This window comes from Pseudoxanthomonas sp. PXM03 (assembly GCF_014852005.1).
GTDB lineage: Bacteria > Pseudomonadota > Gammaproteobacteria > Xanthomonadales > Xanthomonadaceae > Pseudoxanthomonas_A.
Genome location: NZ_JACVAU010000005.1, coordinates 36,634 through 55,394 on the forward strand (window position 1 = coordinate 36,634; position 18,761 = coordinate 55,394).

The following is an 18,761-nucleotide window of genomic DNA, read 5'->3' on the forward strand; positions in this document are numbered from 1 at the left end:
CCGGAGTTCCGCATGATCCGAGCCGCCCTCCCCGCCCTGCTGCTGGCCCTCTCGCTGGCGGCCTGTTCCGCACCCGATACCGATGAACAGACGGCGGCCGCTGAACAGTCGCAGGCCGCGGCCAGCGAAGCCGCCACGCCTCCCGCTGCCGGGCCTGCACCGGCCGAACTCGCCGGCAGCTGCGACGACACCCAGGCGCAATGGATCATCGGCAAGACACCGGCCGAAAAGGACATCGAACAGGCGCGCACCGATAGCAAGTCCAGCGCCGTGCGCAGCCTGAAACCGGGTGACGCCGCGACGATGGACTTCAATCCCGACCGCCTCAACATCATCCTCGACGACAAGGGCGTCGCGACCTCGGTCAACTGCGGCTGACCCACGCCCGGCCATCCTGCAGTGCCCCCGGACCGCCTGCTTCGCGCAGGCGGTTTTTTCTTGTCCGCGAGGCGGGACGAGACGCCCGGAAAAGTTGCCTTTGCAACCAACGAGTGGCGTGCAATAGGTGTTGTTGCGGCATCGCAACAACTGTGTTTTAGTCGGGTTTCCGGTGACATTTCGAAGTGCCGCTGCGCGGGCAGGGCACGGTGTCGCCGTCACTCCGGTTTGAGGCAACACATGGCCCCTCGCAATCGCCAAGGCGGCTTTGACCCCGGTCTGTACGACCCCAACGACGAGCGCGATGCCTGCGGTTTCGGCATGATCGCGCAACTCGACGACCAGCCCTCGCGGGCCCTGGTCGATACCGCCATCGCCGCGCTGTCGCGCATGACCCATCGTGGCGGCGTCGCCGCCGACGGGCTGACCGGCGACGGCTGCGGCCTGCTGATCCGCAAACCGGACGCGTTCCTCCGTGCGCTCGCCGCCGAATCCAGCATCGCCCTGGGCGCGCGCTTCGCTGCGGGCCTGGTGTTCCTGCCCCACGACGAGGCGCAGGCCGCACAGTGCCGCGCCACCCTGGAAGCCGAGCTGTTCCGTACCGGCGTCGCCGTGAAAGGCTGGCGCGTGCCGCCGACCAACGATGCCGTCTGCGGACAACTGGCCAAGGACACCCTGCCCCGCATCGAACAGCTGTATGTCGAAGCGGGCGCCGACCAGAACGACGACGCCTTCTCGCTGGCCCTGTTCCTCGCCCGTCGCCGCAGCGAACAGCAGCTGCGCAAGAGCGTGCCGGATTTCTACGTGGTGACGCTGTCGCCGCACGCCATCGGCTACAAGGGCATGGTGCTGCCGGACAAGCTGGCGGTGTTCTATCCGGACCTGCAGCGCGCCGAACTGGCCAGCAGCGCGGTGGTCTTCCACCAGCGCTTCTCCACCAACACGCTGCCGCGCTGGCCGCTGGCGCATCCGTTCCGCCTGCTGGCGCACAACGGCGAGATCAACACCATCGAGGGCAACCGGCGCTGGGCGCAGGCGCGCAGCAAGGTGTGGAAGACGCCGCGCTTCGACATCGGCGAGTTCGACCCCGTCATCTCCATGCACGGCTCCGATTCTCAGAGCCTGGACAACATGCTGGAACTGCTGGTCGCCGGTGGCATGGAGCTGATCCAGGCGCTGCGCATCCTGGTGCCGCCGGCCACCCAGTCGCTGGAATTCAAGGACGCCGATCTCGCTGCGTTCTACGAGTTCTACGGCCTCAATACCGAACCGTGGGACGGCCCGGCCGGCATCGTCTCGATGGACGCGCGCTACGCGGCGTGCACGCTCGACCGCAACGGCCTGCGCCCCGCGCGCTGGATGCTCACCAGCGACCGTCATTTCATCGTCGCCAGCGAAGCCGGCGTGTGGGAAGTGCCCGCCGAACGCGTGACCCGCAAGGGCAAGCTCGGCCCGGGCGAGATGATGGCCATCGACCTCAAGCGCGGCGACCTGCTGGACAGCGAAGCGGTGGACCGCATCAATCGCGGACGCGCCCCGTACAAGCAGTGGCTGCACCAGGGCGTCACCTACCTGCAGACCGAACTGATCGATCCGTCGCTGACCGACGCGCCGTTCGACGAGAAGACGCTGCGCGGCTACCACAAGCTGTTCCAGCTCACCGACGAAGAAGTGGAACAGGTACTGCGCCCGCTCGCGGAGACCGAGCAGGAAGCCACCGGCTCGATGGGCGACGACACCCCGATGGCGGTGCTGAGCCGGCAGACGCGGCCGCTGTACGACTATTTCCGCCAGGCGTTCGCGCAGGTGACCAACCCGCCGATCGATCCGCTGCGCGAAGACTGCGTGATGTCCTTGACCACCCAGCTCGGCAAGGAGACCAACATCTTCCATGCCGGCCCGGAAACGGTGCACCACATCATCCTCAATTCGCCGGTGCTGTCGCAGCGCAAGCTGCGCCAGATCGTGAAGATGGCGCCGTACGACCAGAAGCATCGCTACATCGACCTGTCGTACGACCCGGTGGAAGGCGTCAAGGCCGCCATCGAACGCATCAGCACGGAAGTGGCGCAGGCCGCGCGCGAAGGCATGGTGATGGTGGTGCTGAGCGACCGCCGTCCGCAGCAGGGCCGGCCGATGGTGCACGCGCTGCTGGCCACGGGCGCGGTGCACCACCACCTGTGCCGCGAAGGCCTGCGCTGCGACGTCAACCTGATCGTCGAGACCGGCACCGCGCGCGATCCGCACCACATCGCCTGCCTGATCGGCGTCGGCGCCACCGCCGTGTATCCCTACCTCGCCTACCAGACCCTGTTCGACCTGGGCCGGCGCGGCATCCTGCAGATCAAGAAGGGCGGCGAGCAGGCGCAGATCGGCCGCAGCTACCGCAAGGGCATCTACAAGGGCCTGTCGAAGATCATCTCGAAGATGGGCATCTGCACGATCAGCAGCTATCGCGGCGCGCAGCTGTTCGAGATCGTCGGGCTGGATGCCGACGTCGTGGACCTGTGCTTCGCCGAAACGCCCGCGCGCATCGGCGGCGTCGGCTTCGAGCGGCTCGACATCGAGGCCCGCCAACTGGAAGCGCGCGCCTGGAACGACCGCGAATCGCCGGAAATCGGGGGCCTGCTGAAGTACGTGCACGGCGGCGAGTACCACATGTACAACCCCGACGTGGTGATGACGCTGCAGCGCGCGGCGCGCACCGGCGACACCCGCGACTGGCAGGCCTACGCCGACGTGGTGAACTCGCGCCCGCCGTCCGCGCTGCGCGACCTGCTGCAGTTGAAGAAGGCCGACACGCCGACGCCCCTCGACGAGGTCGCCGATGCCACCGACCTGCTGCGTCGTTTCGACACCGCCGCGATCAGCCTGGGCGCACTCTCGCCGGAGGCCCACGAAGCCCTGGCCATCGCGATGAACCGCCTGGGCGGACGCAGCAACTCGGGTGAAGGCGGCGAAGACCCGGTGCGCTACGGCACCGAGAAGCGCAGCAAGATCAAGCAGGTCGCTTCCGGCCGCTTCGGCGTGACGCCGGAGTACCTCGTCAACGCCGAAGTCCTGCAAATCAAGGTGGCGCAGGGCGCCAAACCCGGCGAGGGCGGCCAGCTGCCCGGCCACAAGGTCAACGAACTGATCGCGCGGTTGCGCTACGCGAAGCCGGGCATCGGCCTGATCTCGCCGCCCCCGCACCACGACATCTATTCCATCGAAGATCTCGCCCAGCTGATCTTCGACCTGAAGCAGGTCAACCCGACCGCGCTGGTGTCGGTGAAGCTGGTGTCGCACGCGGGCGTGGGTACGATTGCCGCCGGCGTGGTGAAGGCCGGCGCGGACCTCATCACGATTTCCGGCCATGACGGCGGTACGGGCGCCAGCCCGGTCAGTTCCATCCGCTACGCCGGCGTGCCGTGGGAGCTCGGCGTGGCCGAGGCGCACCACGCGCTGGTGGTCAACCAGCTGCGCGACCGCACCGTGCTGCAGACCGATGGTGGCCTGAAGACCGGTCTGGACGTGGTCAAGGCCGCGCTGCTGGGTGCCGACAGCTTCGGCTTCGGCACCGGCCCGATGATCGTGCTGGGCTGCAAGTACCTGCGCATCTGCCACCTCAACAACTGCGCCACCGGTGTAGCCACGCAGGACGAGCGCCTGCGTTCGCAGTACTTCACCGGCCAGCCCGAGCGCGTGGAGAACTTCTTCCGCCTGCTGTCCGAAGAAGTGCGGCAGTGGCTGTCGTACCTGGGCGCGCGCTCGCTGGACGAAATCGTCGGCCGCACCGACCTGCTGCAGCAGATCGACGTGTCGCCGCGCCAGGGTGTCAACATCGACCTGTCGCGCCTGCTCAAGCATGCGCAGTTCGACAGCAACAGCTGTGCGGCGCAGCGCCTGTACGAATCGCCCGACAGCCTGGCCACGCAGCTGGATGGCCTGCTGGCCGAACCGATCCGGAAGAAGACCGGGGGCGACCACCGCTTCCTGATCCACAACACCGACCGCAGCATCGGCACCCGGCTGTCCGGCACCATCGCCCGCGCGCACGGCAATCACGGCATGGCCGACGCGCCGTTGAACCTGCGCTTCCGCGGCACCGCGGGACAGAGTTTCGGCGCCTTCAACGCCGGTGGCCTGCTGATGGAATTGGAAGGCGAAGCCAACGACTACGTCGGCAAGGGCATGGCGGGCGGGCGGCTGGTCGTGCGTCCGCCGCGCGGCGCGCGCTTCGAGGCACGCAACACGCCGATCATCGGCAACACCTGCCTGTATGGCGCCACGGGCGGCGAACTGTTCGCGGCCGGACGCGCAGGCGAGCGCTTCGGCGTACGCAACTCCGGCGCGCTGGCGGTGATCGAAGGCGCAGGCGACCACTGCTGCGAGTACATGACCGACGGCATCGTGCTGGTGCTGGGCAAGGTGGGCCTGAACTTCGGCGCGGGCTTCACCGGAGGCCTGGCCTACGTGCTGGACCTGGACCGCGATTTCGTCGACCGCTACAACCATGAGCTGATCGACATCCACCGCATCAGTCCGGAAGGCTTCGAAAGCCATCGCCAGCACCTGCACACGCTGATCAGCCGCCACCGCGAACTGACCGGCAGCATCTGGGCGCAACAGATCCTCGACGAGTTCCGGGACTACGTGGGCAAGTTCTGGCTGGTGAAGCCGAAGGCGGCGAGCATCGATTCGTTGAACGAGACGCTGAGGCGCGCGGCATGAGTGCGACTCGTCATCAGGAAACTGCCCCTTCCCCCGCGCGCGAGGGAAGGTTGGGATGGGGGCAAGCCGACGCACGTGCCTTCGGTCGCCCGATCCCGGCTCGAAGCCGACACTCGAAACGCGTGCTGCCTCAACTCGATCCCGGCTCCGGTCTCCCCCCCACCCCAACCCTCCCCCGTGAACGGGGGAGGGGGCCGAGGCAATCCCCATGAGCAAGAAGCAGGTATTCCAGTTCCTCGATCTGCCGCGCACGATGCCGCAGCGCATTCCGCTGGAACTGCGCACGGGCGGCGACTGGGGCGAGCTGTACGGCAAGTTCGGCAAGGAGGAAGCCCAGTACCAGGCGGGCCGTTGCCTGGATTGCGGCAATCCGTACTGCAGCTGGAAATGCCCGGTGCACAACGCCATCCCGCAATGGCTGCAGCTGCTGCAGGAGAACCGCATCGAAGAAGCGGCCGAGCTGTGCCATTCCACCAATCCCCTGCCTGAAGTCTGCGGTCGTGTCTGCCCGCAGGACCGTCTCTGCGAAGGCAGCTGCACGCTGGAGGAATTCGGCGCGGTCACCATCGGTGCGGCGGAGAAGTACATCGTCGACACCGCGCTGGCGAATGGTTGGCGCCCGGACTTGAGCGACGTGAAGCCGACCGGCAGGCGCGTGGCCGTGATCGGCGCCGGGCCTGCGGGGTTGGGGTGCGCCGACCGTCTCGCACGCGCCGGCATCCAGGCCGTGGTGTACGACCGCTACGAACAGATCGGCGGTCTGCTGCAGTTCGGCATCCCCAGCTTCAAACTGGACAAGAGCGTGATCGCGCAGCGCCGCGAGGTGCTGGAAGGCATGGGCGTCGAATTCCGGCTGGGCGTTGACGTGGGCCGCGACGTGACGCTGGCGCAATTGCTGGACGAGTACGACGCCGTCTTCCTCGGCACCGGCGCCTATCGCTACACCGATGGCGGGTTGCCGGGACAGGATCTGGAAGGCGTGCTGCCTGCCCTGCCCTTCCTGGTGCAGAACGGCCGCATTGTCGGTGGCAGCGATCCGTGGGGTCGCCCGATCGCGGGCTGGGAAGACAAGCTGGCGTTGCCCGACCTGCACGGCAAGCGCGTGGTCGTGCTGGGTGGCGGCGATACCGGCATGGACTGCGTGCGCAGTGCCATCCGCCTGGGCGCAGCCAAGGTCACCTGCGCCTATCGCCGCGATGAAGCGAACATGCCCGGCTCCGCACGCGAAGTGGCGAATGCGCGCGAGGAAGGCGTGCGCTTCCTGTTCAACCGCCAGCCGCTGGGCGTCGTGGCCGGCGACGACGGCAAGGTGGCCGGCGTGCAGGTGGTGGAGACCAAACTGGGCGAGCCGGACGAACGCGGGCGCCAGAGCGCCGTGCCGATCGAAGGCAGCGAATCGGTGCTGGATGCCGACGTGGTGATCATTGCGTTCGGTTTCTCGCCCAGCGTGCCGGCGTGGCTGGCCGAACAGGGCGTGGAAGGGACGCCGAACGGGCGCATCGTGGTCGGCGGCGGCGAGCGCCTTCCCTTCCAGACGACGAATCCGAAGCTGTTCGCCGGCGGTGATGCGGTGCGTGGCGCGGACCTGGTGGTCACGGCTGTGGCGGAAGGACGCGACGCGGCAGCGAGCATCGCCACCCTGCTGTTGTAGGAGGGGCTTCAGCCCAGACGCTTTCCGGTCCGGCCCGCTGCATACCGGGTAGAGAAGCATCGGGGCTGAAGCCCCTCCTACCGCTACACTATCGACAATGCGCCTGGGTCTTGCCGCCAACCGACTGCATCACCACACCGAAGACGCCGCGCTGTTCCGCTGGCTGCGCGCCAGCGAACCCGGCATCCGCGAACTGCAGCTGGGCCTGCATGCCGTGGGACGCACGCACGACGCGATCGCCGCCGCCGGCATGCTGCGAGGCTACGAGGGACTCAAGCGCTACCCCTACGGCCGCGATGGCGGGCTGATGAAGCTGGTGGCGGAGGTCGTGGGGCTGGAAGGCGCGGAACGGAACCTGGATGGCGCGATCTACTTCATCGACCCCGTGGATCCGTCCTCGATCTTCCCCGAAGCGGTAGCGTTGAAGCGGCAGTGCGTCATCCACGGCAAACCGTTCCTCTCCACCGTGGCCTCGGCACGCGACTGGGTCGAGATGGAACGCATCCACGCCGGTTTCGCACCGGACCGCGGGGCGGACCGTTTCCATGCACTGGAAACGCAAACGTTGGCCCTGATCGCGCACGACGCGATGAAACCGCAGATGGTCGCGTTCGCCGACGACCATTTCGACGTGCTGTCGCGTTTCGCCCACCGCATGGCCACCGGCACCACCGGCCAGCAGCTCAACGAGCTGGCATGGAGCCGCGGCTGGCCGACGGACACGCCGTGGGTGGAACGCTTCCAGAGCGGCCCGCTCGGCGGTGACGCGCAGATCGCCGACCGCGTGCTGGAACACCGCTGCCAGCGCGTGATCTTCTTCGAGAACCCGCACGTCGCACGCCAGCACGAGGCCGACATCCAACTGCTGGAGCGCGCCGTCACCACCGTCACCGACGAGGCGGTCTGCACCACGTCGCTGGCCGTGGCGCGACGATGGTGTGAGGCGGTAACCAAGCGCCAGGCTCTTGTAGGAGCGACGTAAGTCGCGACCGCACGCCGTGACGTCGCACGGCGCCGCTATCGAGCGCACCGGCAGAATGGTGGTAGTTTCATTTTCATGGTCGCGACTCACGTCGCTCCTACAGGGATAGCAATCGCGTATGACGGCCTCTCCACGCCACCTGCTCAAAGACCTCTCCCTCTCCGCCATCGCCGCCGGTTTCGTCACCGTGCTGGTCGGCTTCGCCAGCTCTGCCGTCATCGTGTTCCAGGCGGCCCAATCGCTGGGCGCGTCGCCGGCGCAGATCAGCTCCTGGATGTGGGCGCTCGGCCTGGGCATGGGCCTGACCTGCATCGGCCTGTCGTTGCGCTACCGCATGCCGGTGGTGACCGCATGGTCCACACCGGGGGCCGCCATGCTGATCAGCAGCGCCGCCGGGCTGCCGCTGTCCGATGCCGTGGGCGCCTTCATGCTGTCGGCGTTGTTGATCTGCCTGGCGGGCTTCTCCGGCTTCTTCGAACGGATGATCAGCCGCATCCCGGTGTCGCTCGCATCCGGCATGCTGGCCGGCGTGCTGCTGCGCTTCGGCCTGGAGGCATTCGGCGCGATGAAGACGCAGCTGGGCATGGTGCTGACGATGTTCGTCGTCTATCTGCTCGCGCGTCGCCTGCTGCCCCGCTATGCGGTGATCCTGACCCTGCTGGTCGGCATTGCCTTCGCCGCCGGGCTCGGATTGCTGCGCGTGAACGGGCTTACGCTGGAACTGGCGAAGCCGATCTTCCTCGCACCCACCTTCTCCCTGGCTGCGGTTGTCGGCATCGCGCTCCCGTTGTTCATCGTGACGATGGCCTCCCAGAACGTGCCGGGCGTGGCGGTGATCCGCGCGTCGGGGTATCCGATCCCGATCTCGCCCGTCGTCGGCTGGACCGGCGTCGCCAACCTGCTGCTGGCGCCGTTCGGCGCGTTCGCGTTGAACCTGGCGGCGATCACCGCCGCGATCTGCATGGGCCGCGAAGCGCATGAGGATGCGTCGCGGCGCTACGTGGCCGCCATCGCCGCGGGCGTGTTCTACGTCATCGTCGGCCTGTTCGGTGCCACGGTGGCGGCGCTGTTCGCCGCGTTCCCGAAGGAACTGATCCTGGCCATCGCCGGCATCGCGCTGCTGGGCACCATCGGCAACAGTCTTGCCGCCGCGCTGCGCGAGGAGTCCGATCGCGAACCCGCGCTGGTCACCTTCCTGGTGACCGCCTCCGGACTGTCGCTGGCCGGCATCGGATCCGCCTTCTGGGGGCTGGTCGCAGGCGTGGTCACGTTGCTGGTGTGGCGGCGCGCATAGCGGTCCGGCTGCGTTCGCACGCCACTCATGCAGGTGAAAGCGGCGTGGAGCGTTCAGTTTGAAGCCGTGGAATTCACCTCTGGGTGATGCGGGCGTGGGCAGCATCGCCGCTACACCCTTGCAGGAGAATCCCATGCAGACCACCCGCCACCGCCTGTTGACCCTGGCCACGCTCGCCGCCCTTTCCGGTGCCGCCTTTGCGCAGGCGCCGGCCCCCACCGCCGGCAAGGATGCGTTGAAGGAGCCGCAGGTGCGCGCGCTGCTGACCGAGAAGGGCTACACCAACATCGACGATCTCGATTTCGAGGACGGCCAGTGGGAAACCGATGCCACCAGCGCCAACGGTGACCGCGTGGATGTCCGCGTGAACCCCGCCAGTGGCGACGTGGTCGCCGAGAAACTGGTATCCAACCTCAGCGAGAACGATGTGAAGGCGAAGCTGACCGCCGCCGGCTACTCCAAGATCCACGATGTGGATTTCGATGACGGCGTGTGGAAGGCCGAGGCCGAACGCGCCGACGGCAACGATGTGGAGATCCATCTGGCCGCCAACACCGGCGAGATCATCCACGTCGAAAACGACTGACCACCCGGTCTGCGTCGTCCCCTACAGGAAAGCCGCCCCAGGGCGGCTTTCCTTTTTCGTCTACGGGGCGGCCGCGGGCGTTCGCGATGGCCGCGCGAAGCGCCAGCCCACCAGCCAGCCGACGGCCAGCAGCAACGCCGCCAGCAGCCACGGCGCGCCGGGCAGGTGCGCGGGCGCCTGCTTGCCAATGAACAACGCGAACGTGCCGGCGAACATCATCGGGCCGACGATGCCGGCCAGGCTCACCAGGCTCATGAGCGCGCCCTGGATGCGACCCTGCACGTCGGCACCCACTTGCTGCGTAATCAGCGCCTGCGTGGCCGGACCCGCAAGGCCCCACAACGCACTGATCGGCAATCCGACCAGGAACATCCAGCCGACGTCCGCAATCCCGTAGATGAAGAAACCGACCACGCCACAGGCCAGGCCGAACAGCAACGTGCGGCGCTCACCGAACTTCGGCACCACACGCCCCACCAGGCCGGCCTGCACGATCACGCTGAACACGCCCACCGCGGCCAGCACCCAACTGACCTGGCGCTCACTCCAGCGGTATTGGTACTCGGCGAAGAGCACGAACACGCTCGGATAGACGTAGTGCGCGAGGTTGGCGATCAGCACCACCGCGGCCAGCCCGAACACCTGCGGATAGCGCTTCAGCAACACCATCGATCCGACCGGGTTGGCGTGCGCCCAGTCGAATGTCGCGGTCCGCTTTTCCTTCGGCAGCGATTCCGGCAGCACGAAATAGCCATACAGGAAGTTCAGCAGCGCCAGGCCCGCCGCGAACCAGAACGGCAAACGCAGGTCGATGGCACCCAGCTCGCCACCGATGATCGGGCCGATGATGAAACCGACGCCGAACGCGGCGCCGATCATGCCGAAGGCCTTCGCGCGCCCTTCCGGCGGCGTGATGTCGGCGATGTACGCGTTGGCCGTGGTGAAACTGGCCGAGAACACGCCCGAGAAGATGCGCGCCACCAGCAACCACGGCAACGACTGCGCGAGCGCCATCAGGATGAAATCGATGCCCAGTCCCAGGCACGAAAGCAGGATCACCGGTCGACGGCCGAAGCGGTCGGAGAGCGTTCCCTGAATCGGCGTGCAGACGAACTGGATGGCCGCGAACAGCATGCCGAACACGCCCACCCACCATGCCGCCTGCGCGAAGTCGCCGCCGGTGAACTGCCGGACCAGGCCGGGCAGCACGGGAATGATCACGCCGAACGACAGCACGTCGATCAGCACGGTGATGAAGATGAAGATCAGCGCGGCGCGGCGGCCGGGTTGTGCGTGCGATTCGGCGTTCACGGGACCGAGACGGGCGGAAGGGTGCGCAAGTGTAGGCCATGCCACGCTCCATGGCCGCACCTGTAGGAGCGACGTGAGTCGCGACCGCGAGCCTTGCGCGATCGAAGATCGACGGGCCGCAGGAATCGTGCCTGCCGTCAGAAGAAGTTGCCGCGGACGGTCCGCGGTCGCGACTCACGTCGCTCCTACAACGAGCCTGCCGAGATCACGTGGCTCAGCCGGTGGCGCTGCCCGGGCTCCAGTTCGATGGCGTCCTCGCCGGCATTCGCGGGTTCCAGGCAGACGAAGTTCCGCCAACCATCGTCGGGCAGATCGGCGATGTCGCGTGCACCGGCTTCACCCGGATTCCACACCACCAGCGACCGGCTGCCGAACGTGTCCAGGCGGATGCGCCTGCTTGCCACCGGGTCGAGGAGATCGAAGCGGTGGCCGGTGCCGGCGTAGATGCGGTCGCTGCGGCCGGGATCGCGCGGGTCGTGCAGCGACCAGGCACCGGATTGCACGTGCGTGTCGCCGTCGTACTTGTCCGCGTAGCGCAGGCCATCGAGACCGGTGACCTGGACCCGGGTGGCGTCCGCCACGCGGAAATAGGTGTGCAGCGCCTGCGTCAATCGATACGGTGCGTCGCCGCGATGCAGGGTATCGATGCTCTGCCGCAGCTCACGGCCGACATGCACCGACATCTGGAGTTCCAGCGGCACGCCATCGCGCACCGGCAAGGCGAGCTTGAGTACCACACTGCCATCGCCTTCGCGCCGCACGTCGGTCAGCGGCCAGCGCGAGATGCGTGCATGGCCGTGCTGGGGTGCGTCATCCGGCTGCCCCTGCCGTCCGAAGTACGGCCAGCACACCGGCACCCCGCCGCGGATCGCCTTGGGCGGCATCGCGGTGATCGGCGACACCCACAGCAGATCGTCGAATCCGTCCGGCTCGAACGACACGACCTGTCCACCGTGCAGGCTCAGGCGCGCGATGGAGAATGGCGTGTCCACCCGCAACACATCCAGGCCCTGCCAGACCTCGCGGGTAACGCCTTCGGGCAGTGCACTCACGGGATGACGGACTCCGGCAGCGTTACGGGCGGCCCTTCCGCCCGCAGGGCGGCGAGTATCTTCGCGCCGGCACGACCGTCTGCAGGCTGCAGACCGAGACGTTGCTGCTCCAGGACGATGGCGCGTCGGGTCTGCGTACCGATCATGCCATCGGCCGTTCCGATCGCGTGGCCACGCGCCAGCAACAAGGTCTGCAATGCGCGTCGCTCCGGACGTCCCAGGCCGGGATCATCCGTCGGCCACGCGGCGACCAGCCCCGTTCCGCCACGCAGGCGGTCGGCCAGCAGCGCGATCGCCAGCGCGTAGCTCTCCGCCGCGTTGTAGGAATAGATCGCATCGTAGTTCTTGAACACGAGGAAGGCCGGGCCGCCGATGCCGGTCGGCACCAGCACGGCCGCGGCGCGATCGTCCGCAGGCAACGGCTGGCCATCGATGCGGGCGATGCCTTGCGTCGCCCACTCGGTCAGTGGCCTGCGGTTCGTGCGTCCGGCCTGGGCAAGGTCGAAGCCGGCGGGCAGCTTCACTTCGTAACCCCAGGGTTCGCTCGTGCGCCAGCCGGACTTCACCAGGTAGTTCGCTGTCGAGGCCAAGGCGTCGGGGATGCTGTCGATGAGATTGCGGCGGCCGTCGGCATCGAAATCCACGGCAATGCGTTCGTAGGTGCTGGGCATGAACTGCGTATGCCCGAACGCGCCCGCCCACGAGCCGGTCAATCCATCGGCGCGCACGTCGCCCGCTTGCAACAGCTTCAACGTGGTCAGGAATTCGCCGCGGAAGAATGCCTGGCGCCGCCCGAAGCACGACAGCGTGGACAGCGATACCAGCAGCGGCCGCTTGCCGAATACGCGGCCGTAGTCGCTCTCCACGCCCCACACGGCGACGACGGTGGCGGCATCAACCCCGTAGGCAGTCGCCACGCGCTCGAGCAGTTCGCGGTGCGTCGCCAGCATCGTTGTTCCATCCGCCACGCGCTGCTCATCGACCAATGCCGCCAGGTAGTCCCACAGCGGCGTGGTGAACTCCGGCTGCGCATCCAGCAGATCCAGCACGCTCATGTCGGCAGCCAGCTGTTGCGCATGGGTGTCGAAGGTGGTCGTGGTGATGCCCTGCTTCTCGGCAACGCCGCGCAGGCTGGCCATGCAGGCGGTGAATGCCGGGTCGGCGGCGACCGGCGGGGTGACCGGTGGAGTGGCCGGTGGTGTCTGCGCTGCGACGGGGGCTGCGACCATCAACGCCAGCCAGAGAACGGAGACATGCGAGGTCATGACGGCCTCCCTGGCCTTCGGGGGAGCGATCACTTTGCCTTGCGAAGACATCGAAGCCAAGCCGATCATTCATGATGCACATGCCCTGCATTGCCGCCGGCATGCGGCAAACGAAGCGTCAGCGAACGACCACGCGGTACTCGACCACTTCCACCGGCGGCACTGTTTCCCACGACCGTCGATAGACCATCCTCACCGTGGCCTCGCCCGGCTTCTCCGCGCGGAACCACCAGCGCGCGATGGATGACGCACCCGGCATCGGCGGCTGGGTATCCATCGGCGGTGGCGTGGCCGGCCCCGTGGTCTTCGCCAGCACAGGGGAACCATCGGAAGCGAATTCCCACTGGTAACCCGTACTGGCATTGGCCGTCAGGGCGATCTCCAGCACCTGGCCCACGCGCATCGTCACCGGCGCGTCGCCTTGCGGGCGGACCAGGCCGTCTTCGGGCCGCGCATCCGTGGGCGGGTCGTTGCCGATGGCCGTCCCGCTGGCGCAGGCGGACAACAGCGTGCACAGGCACAGCGTCGGCAACCCCTTCATCGTCGCGTCCTCCCTGGAGACGACGCCGTTATACACCCGGTCTTTAGGCGCCGTCCGTAGAATGGCCGCATGAGCACCCCCCAGGATTCCTCGCTGGGTCGCGAGGTCGCGTATCCCGCGCATTACGACCCCACCCTGCTGTTCCCGATCCCGCGCCAGGCCGCGCGCGACGAGATCGGCATCGCCGCCGATGCGCTCCCCTTCGTCGGCCACGACCGCTGGCATGCGTACGAACTGAGTTGGCTGGATGCCCGGGGCAAGCCCCGTGTCGCGACGGCCACCCTGACCGTCCCGTGCACCTCGCCATGCCTGATCGAGTCGAAATCGCTCAAGCTGTACCTCAACTCCCTCAACAGCACGCGCTTCAACAGCGATGCCGCGGTGCTGGAACGCATCGCCACGGACCTGTCGGCGCGGGCCGGCGCGGATGTGGGCGTGGTGCTCGGCCTTCCACCGATGGCGGAAGCACCCGAGGGTGAATCGATCGATGAGCTGGACGTGGAGATCGACCATTACGGCCCGCCGCGTGCCGAGTTCCTGGCCGCCGATCCGGAAGAACAGGTCGAGGAAGTGCTTTCGTCCGGACTGCTGAAGTCGAACTGCCCGGTCACCGGGCAGCCCGATTGGGCGACCGTGGTCATCTGCTATCGCGGCCCACGCATCGACCGTGTCGAGCTGCTGCGCTACCTGGTCAGCTTCCGCGATCACGCCGAATTCCACGAGCAGTGCGTCGAACGCATCTTCCACGACGTGCAGGCGCACTGCCGTCCTTCGTCGCTGTCCGTCGAAGCGCGATACACGCGGCGCGGCGGTTTGGACATAAATCCGTGGCGGGCGACGCCCGACGTGGCTGCACCGCTCATGAAGCGCGACGTACGACAGTGAAGTTACTCACGTAACAATAGAGCTGTTTTCACACTCGCGCTATGGATTCTTAACAGGGCGCGTGCAAGTCTTGCTCATCCCACAGCCCGCCAGGAAGGGTGGTTGCAATGAGCACAGAGAAGAAGGCCGACTTTTCGGACGTGAAAGAAGGTTTTGCCACCTCGGGCGAGGTGAAGCAGGCGCCCGACTTTTCAAACGTCAAGGAAGGGTTCGCGGTGTCGGGCCAGATGGAAGACGTGACGCCCGTAACCGAAACCACCTATACGGTGGAGAAGGGTGACACGTTGTCGAAGATCGCCAAGGAACATCTGGGCAGCGCCAATGCCTGGAAGCAGATCTTCGAGGCCAATCGCGACGTCATCGACGATCCCGATCGCATTTTCCCCGGTCAGGTCATCAAGCTTCCGCCCAAGCCGAGCGACGCTTGACCACACGACATCTCCCTATTCAAAAGGAACCGAATCCATGAAGCAGAATCGCATCGCCTACGCCCTCGCCGCCGCCATGATCGGCACCGTCGCCTTGGTTGGCTGCAAGAAGAAGGAAGAGCCGGTCGCAGCGCCCCCGGCGGCGGTGGAGCCGGCACCGGCTCCCGCGCCGATGGAACCGGCGCCTGCGGTCGTTTCCGTGACGGGCGTGACGCTGGGTAATGCCGTCGATGCCGAGCAGAAGGTGACGACCGCCGCTACCACGTTTGCGCCCAAGGACACCATCTATGCGTCCGTGGCGACCGATGGCGCCGCCAATGGCGCCACGCTGGCATCCAAGTGGACGTTCCAGGATGGTCAGACCGTCAGCGAAGAAACCAAGACGCTCAATACCACCGGCCCCGGCGCGGCAACGTTCAGCATCTCCAAGCCTGATGGACTGCCGGCAGGCAAGTACAAGTTCGAAGCTACGCTCAACGGCACTTCGGCCGGCGTGACGGAGTTCGAGGTCAAGTAACCCGCAAGGCAAGTCTCTCTCCCACGTGTGTGGGGCAAGCTCGGGCGTGGAGGAATCCACGCCCGCTTTTTTTGCAAATGTTAGTAGCCTCTTCGGAGTACGCAGGCGAAACTGCGTCGTCCCGCCTCGGGACATAACCAAGGAGTGGCAATGAAAGTTCTGAATGACATCGAATTAGCGCTGGTCTCCGGTGGGCAAGCTGATTTTTCCGATGTAACCGCCACAGTCGACTCGACGGAAGAAATCGTGCAGGAAAAGAGTTTCCTGCAGAAGGTCGCCATGCTAGCGCCGGGCATGTTCCGCTGAGCGCCTCGGCACTCAAGATCTGAAAGCTTGCGCGCGACAGCCCTCGCGCTACCTGTCGTTTGAAAAGTCAGCTGCGCACACCGCTCGGCTGAGTCAACTTCGACACGTCCCGATGCGGGACTTCAACCAAGGAATGGAAAATCATGAAAGAACTCAACGCTACTGAAGTGCAGATGGTTTCTGGTGGTACCGCGGACTTCTCCGGTGTGACCGCGACCGTCACGTCCACTGCGCCCGTCGTGTCGACCTGCTCGCCCGGCACATCGTCGGCCTGGGGCATGCCGTACTACTCGTTCGCTTGCACGATCCGCTGAGCATAGCTTCGACTGTGCACGGCAAGGAGCGGGCCTGACGGCCCGCTCCTCCATTTCCGCTCCACCCAGCCCGCCAAGTCCGGCAGCGGAACCGCATTCTCCGAGCCCGCTCCCCGATCGCTGTCTTTTGGACACCCCTGGCGTGGGCGACCTCCCCTCCATACCCCCTCGTTTTGCCCTGCGTGCGGCGGCGCGCGACAATGGCGCGCTGAATTCCCCATCGCCCCTTGTCGAGAGTCCTGATCCCCATGTCGGATACGCCCCGCATCATCTACACCCTCACCGACGAAGCCCCATTCCTCGCCACCCAGTCGCTGCTGCCGATCGTCGAGGCGTTCACCAAACCCGCCGGCATCGCCGTGGAAACCCGCGACATCTCGCTGGCCGGCCGCCTCCTGTCGCAGTTCCCCGAGTACCTGGGCGACGCGCAGAAGATCAGCGACGACCTGGCCGAGTTGGGCCAGCTGGCGACGCAGCCGGAAGCCAACATCATCAAGCTGCCCAACATCAGCGCTTCGGTGCCGCAGCTGAAGGCCGCGATCAAGGAGCTGCAGGCACAGGGCTACCCGCTGCCGGACTACCCGGACGAGCCGAAGGACGACAAGGAAAAGGACGCCAAGGCCCGCTACGACAAGGTCAAGGGCAGTGCTGTCAACCCGGTGCTGCGCGAGGGCAATTCCGATCGCCGCGCGCCACTGTCGGTGAAGAACTTCGCCCGCAAGCATCCGCACCGCATGGGCGCGTGGAGCAAGGATTCGGCATCGCACGTCGCGCACATGGCATCCGGTGACTTCTTCGGCAGCGAACAGTCCGCCACGCTGGCTGCGGATGGCGCGCTGAAGATCGAACTGGTCGCCAACGACGGCACGGTCACCGTGCTGAAGGACAAGGTGAAGGTGAAGGCTGGCGAGATAGTCGACGCCGCCTCGATGAGCCGCAAGGCGCTGGCCACGTTCATCGCCGCCGAGATCGCGGATGCCAAGGCGAAGGGCGTGCTGTTCTCGCTGCACCTGAAGGCCACGATGATGAAGGTCTCCGACCCCATCATGTTTGGCGTGGCCGTCAACGAGTTCTACCAGGCCGCGCTGGCCAAGCATGCCGCCGTGCTGGAGCAGATCGGTTTCGATGCCAACAACGGCATCGGCGACCTGTACGGCCGCCTGGGTGCACTGCCGGCGGAGCAGCAGGAGGTCATCAAGGCCGACCTGCAGGCCGTCTATGCCGACAGCGCCGCCGTGGCGATGGTCAACTCCGACAAGGGCATCACCAACCTGCATGTGCCGAGCGACGTGATCGTCGATGCCTCGATGCCGGCGATGATCCGGGACTCCGGCAAGATGTGGAATGCCGAAGGCAAGCTGCAGGACACCAAGGCCGTCATCCCCGACCGCTGCTACGCCGGCATCTACCAGGCCGTGATCGACGACTGCCGCGCCAACGGCGCGTTCGACCCGGCCACGATGGGCAGCGTGCCCAACGTCGGCCTGATGGCGCAGAAGGCCGAGGAATACGGCAGCCACGACAAGACCTTCCAGATCCCGACCGACGGCACCGTGCGCGTCACTGACGACGCCGGCAAGGTCGTGTTCGAGCAGAAAGTGGAAGCCGGCGACATCTGGCGCATGTGCCAGACCAAGGACGCGCCGATCCAGGACTGGGTGAAGCTGGCCGTCGGCCGCGCGCGCCTGAGCAGGACGCCGGCGATCTTCTGGCTGGACAAGGACCGTGCGCACGATGCGCAGGTGATCGCCAAGGTCGAGCAGTACCTGAAGGACTACACCATCGATGCACTGGACATCCGCATCCTGCCGCCGGTCGAGGCGATGAAGGTGTCGCTGGAACGCACCCGCAAGGGCGAGGACACCATCTCGGTGACCGGCAACGTGCTGCGTGACTACCTGACCGACCTGTTCCCGATCATGGAACTGGGCACCAGCGCGAAGATGCTGTCGATCGTGCCGCTGATGGCCGGTGGCGGCCTGTTCGAAACCGGTGCCGGCGGCTCGGCGCCGAAGCACGTGCAGCAGTTCCTGGAAGAGGACTACCTGCGCTGGGATTCGCTGGGCGAGTTCCTCGCGCTGGCAGCGTCGCTCGAACACCTGGGCCAGCGCTACCTCAACACGCCGGCCAAGGTGCTGGCCAACGCGCTGGACGTGGCCAACGGCCGCATCCTCGACGAGAACCGCTCGCCGGCACGCAAGGTGGGCGAACTCGACAATCGCGGCAGCCACTTCTACCTGGCCCTGTACTGGGCGCAGGCATTGGCCGCCCAGGACGAGAATGCGGAGCTGAAGGCGAAGTTCGCCCCTCTGGCAACACTGCTGGCCGACAACGAAGCGACCATCCTTGCCGAACTGAACGGTGCGCAGGGCAAGGCGCTGGATATCGGTGGCTACTACCACCCGGACCTGGCGAAGACCGCGGCCGCGATGCGCCCCAGCAAGACCCTCAACGACGCACTGGCGACGCTGTCGGCCTGAGTCCAGCGCATCACCGCTGCATCCAACGCCCGGCTTTTGCCGGGCGTTGTGTTTCCAG

At 66.6% G+C, this 18,761-nt stretch carries 16 protein-coding genes; 12 read left to right on the forward strand and 4 right to left on the reverse strand.

The annotated features are described in order from the left end of the window. The first annotated feature begins 12 nt into the window (after positions 1–12). From IB223_RS17440 to IB223_RS17465, 6 genes are all read left to right on the forward strand, one after another. The gene (locus IB223_RS17440; protein WP_192203027.1) at positions 13–378 is read left to right on the forward strand and encodes an I78 family peptidase inhibitor; all 366 of its coding nucleotides are present in this window, start codon (positions 13–15) and stop codon (positions 376–378) included. Between the two features lie 240 nt (positions 379–618). Beyond that, positions 619–5,091, forward strand: coding sequence for a glutamate synthase large subunit (gene gltB / locus IB223_RS17445; protein ID WP_192203028.1), 4,473 nt, complete (start codon positions 619–621; stop codon positions 5,089–5,091). Between the two features lie 208 nt (positions 5,092–5,299). Further along, positions 5,300–6,742 carry an FAD-dependent oxidoreductase gene (locus tag IB223_RS17450; RefSeq protein WP_192203029.1) on the forward strand — a complete coding sequence of 481 codons (1,443 nt, stop codon included), beginning with the start codon at positions 5,300–5,302 and terminating at the stop codon, positions 6,740–6,742. Between the two features lie 97 nt (positions 6,743–6,839). Further along, complete coding sequence (locus tag IB223_RS17455) at positions 6,840–7,724, forward strand: methylglyoxal synthase (protein ID WP_192203030.1); 885 nt, start codon at positions 6,840–6,842, stop codon at positions 7,722–7,724. 118 nt (positions 7,725–7,842) lie between these two features. Further along, positions 7,843–9,018, forward strand: a complete 1,176-nt coding sequence (locus IB223_RS17460) for a benzoate/H(+) symporter BenE family transporter (protein WP_192203031.1) — start codon at positions 7,843–7,845, stop codon at positions 9,016–9,018. A gap of 133 nt (positions 9,019–9,151) precedes the next feature. After that, entirely contained in the window at positions 9,152–9,604 is a 453-nt protein-coding gene (locus IB223_RS17465; protein WP_192203032.1) for a PepSY domain-containing protein, read from the forward strand. 60 nt (positions 9,605–9,664) lie between these two features. Here IB223_RS17465 and IB223_RS17470 read toward each other — a convergent pair whose 3' ends face one another. The 4 genes from IB223_RS17470 to IB223_RS17485 form a co-directional block, all read right to left on the reverse strand. Further along, complete coding sequence (locus IB223_RS17470; RefSeq protein WP_192203033.1) at positions 9,665–10,915, reverse strand: TCR/Tet family MFS transporter; 1,251 nt, start codon at positions 10,913–10,915, stop codon at positions 9,665–9,667. Between the two features lie 185 nt (positions 10,916–11,100). Then, the gene (locus IB223_RS17475) at positions 11,101–11,967 is read right to left on the reverse strand and encodes a D-hexose-6-phosphate mutarotase (protein WP_192203034.1); all 867 of its coding nucleotides are present in this window, start codon (positions 11,965–11,967) and stop codon (positions 11,101–11,103) included. After that, complete coding sequence (locus IB223_RS17480; RefSeq protein ID WP_192203227.1) at positions 11,964–13,196, reverse strand: lytic murein transglycosylase; 1,233 nt, start codon at positions 13,194–13,196, stop codon at positions 11,964–11,966. The genes IB223_RS17475 and IB223_RS17480 overlap by 4 nt, the downstream gene beginning before the upstream one ends. Before the next feature lie 154 nt (positions 13,197–13,350). Then, positions 13,351–13,773 (reverse strand): protease inhibitor I42 family protein, encoded by a 423-nt coding sequence (locus IB223_RS17485; RefSeq protein ID WP_192203035.1) that lies wholly within the window; start codon positions 13,771–13,773, stop codon positions 13,351–13,353. Between the two features lie 69 nt (positions 13,774–13,842). Here IB223_RS17485 and queF point away from each other — a divergent pair, with 69 nt between their 5' ends. From queF to IB223_RS17515, 6 genes are all read left to right on the forward strand, one after another. Beyond that, on the forward strand, positions 13,843–14,658 hold the full coding sequence (queF, locus tag IB223_RS17490; protein ID WP_192203036.1) for an NADPH-dependent 7-cyano-7-deazaguanine reductase QueF: 816 nt from the start codon (positions 13,843–13,845) through the stop codon (positions 14,656–14,658). A 107-nt stretch (positions 14,659–14,765) separates the two neighbouring features. Further along, positions 14,766–15,086: a LysM peptidoglycan-binding domain-containing protein gene (locus tag IB223_RS17495; RefSeq protein WP_192203037.1), complete on the forward strand. Its 321-nt coding sequence runs from the start codon at positions 14,766–14,768 to the stop codon at positions 15,084–15,086. Positions 15,087–15,123: 37 nt separating this feature from the next. Next, positions 15,124–15,603, forward strand: coding sequence for a hypothetical protein (locus IB223_RS17500; RefSeq protein ID WP_192203038.1), 480 nt, complete (start codon positions 15,124–15,126; stop codon positions 15,601–15,603). 150 nt (positions 15,604–15,753) lie between these two features. Next, entirely contained in the window at positions 15,754–15,909 is a 156-nt protein-coding gene (locus tag IB223_RS17505) for a hypothetical protein (RefSeq protein ID WP_192203039.1), read from the forward strand. 143 nt (positions 15,910–16,052) lie between these two features. Continuing rightward, positions 16,053–16,223 carry a hypothetical protein gene (locus IB223_RS17510; RefSeq protein WP_192203040.1) on the forward strand — a complete coding sequence of 57 codons (171 nt, stop codon included), beginning with the start codon at positions 16,053–16,055 and terminating at the stop codon, positions 16,221–16,223. 248 nt (positions 16,224–16,471) lie between these two features. Beyond that, positions 16,472–18,703 carry an NADP-dependent isocitrate dehydrogenase gene (locus IB223_RS17515; RefSeq protein ID WP_192203041.1) on the forward strand — a complete coding sequence of 744 codons (2,232 nt, stop codon included), beginning with the start codon at positions 16,472–16,474 and terminating at the stop codon, positions 18,701–18,703. Positions 18,704–18,761: the final 58 nt, after the last annotated feature.

Bases quoted from the DNA above. Each gene is read 5' to 3' on its own strand.
- IB223_RS17440 (WP_192203027.1), top strand. From the start codon at position 13: ATGATCCGAGCCGCCCTCCCCGCCCTGCTGCTGGCCCTCTCGCTGGCG.
- gltB (WP_192203028.1), top strand. From the start codon at position 619: ATGGCCCCTCGCAATCGCCAAGGCGGCTTTGACCCCGGTCTGTACGAC.
- IB223_RS17450 (WP_192203029.1), top strand. From the start codon at position 5,300: ATGAGCAAGAAGCAGGTATTCCAGTTCCTCGATCTGCCGCGCACGATG.
- IB223_RS17455 (WP_192203030.1), top strand. From the start codon at position 6,840: ATGCGCCTGGGTCTTGCCGCCAACCGACTGCATCACCACACCGAAGAC.
- IB223_RS17460 (WP_192203031.1), top strand. From the start codon at position 7,843: ATGACGGCCTCTCCACGCCACCTGCTCAAAGACCTCTCCCTCTCCGCC.
- IB223_RS17465 (WP_192203032.1), top strand. From the start codon at position 9,152: ATGCAGACCACCCGCCACCGCCTGTTGACCCTGGCCACGCTCGCCGCC.
- IB223_RS17480 (WP_192203227.1), bottom strand. From the start codon at position 13,196: ATGGTCGCAGCCCCCGTCGCAGCGCAGACACCACCGGCCACTCCACCG.
- IB223_RS17485 (WP_192203035.1), bottom strand. From the start codon at position 13,773: ATGAAGGGGTTGCCGACGCTGTGCCTGTGCACGCTGTTGTCCGCCTGC.
- queF (WP_192203036.1), top strand. From the start codon at position 13,843: ATGAGCACCCCCCAGGATTCCTCGCTGGGTCGCGAGGTCGCGTATCCC.
- IB223_RS17495 (WP_192203037.1), top strand. From the start codon at position 14,766: ATGAGCACAGAGAAGAAGGCCGACTTTTCGGACGTGAAAGAAGGTTTT.
- IB223_RS17500 (WP_192203038.1), top strand. From the start codon at position 15,124: ATGAAGCAGAATCGCATCGCCTACGCCCTCGCCGCCGCCATGATCGGC.
- IB223_RS17505 (WP_192203039.1), top strand. From the start codon at position 15,754: ATGAAAGTTCTGAATGACATCGAATTAGCGCTGGTCTCCGGTGGGCAA.
- IB223_RS17510 (WP_192203040.1), top strand. From the start codon at position 16,053: ATGAAAGAACTCAACGCTACTGAAGTGCAGATGGTTTCTGGTGGTACC.
- IB223_RS17515 (WP_192203041.1), top strand. From the start codon at position 16,472: ATGTCGGATACGCCCCGCATCATCTACACCCTCACCGACGAAGCCCCA.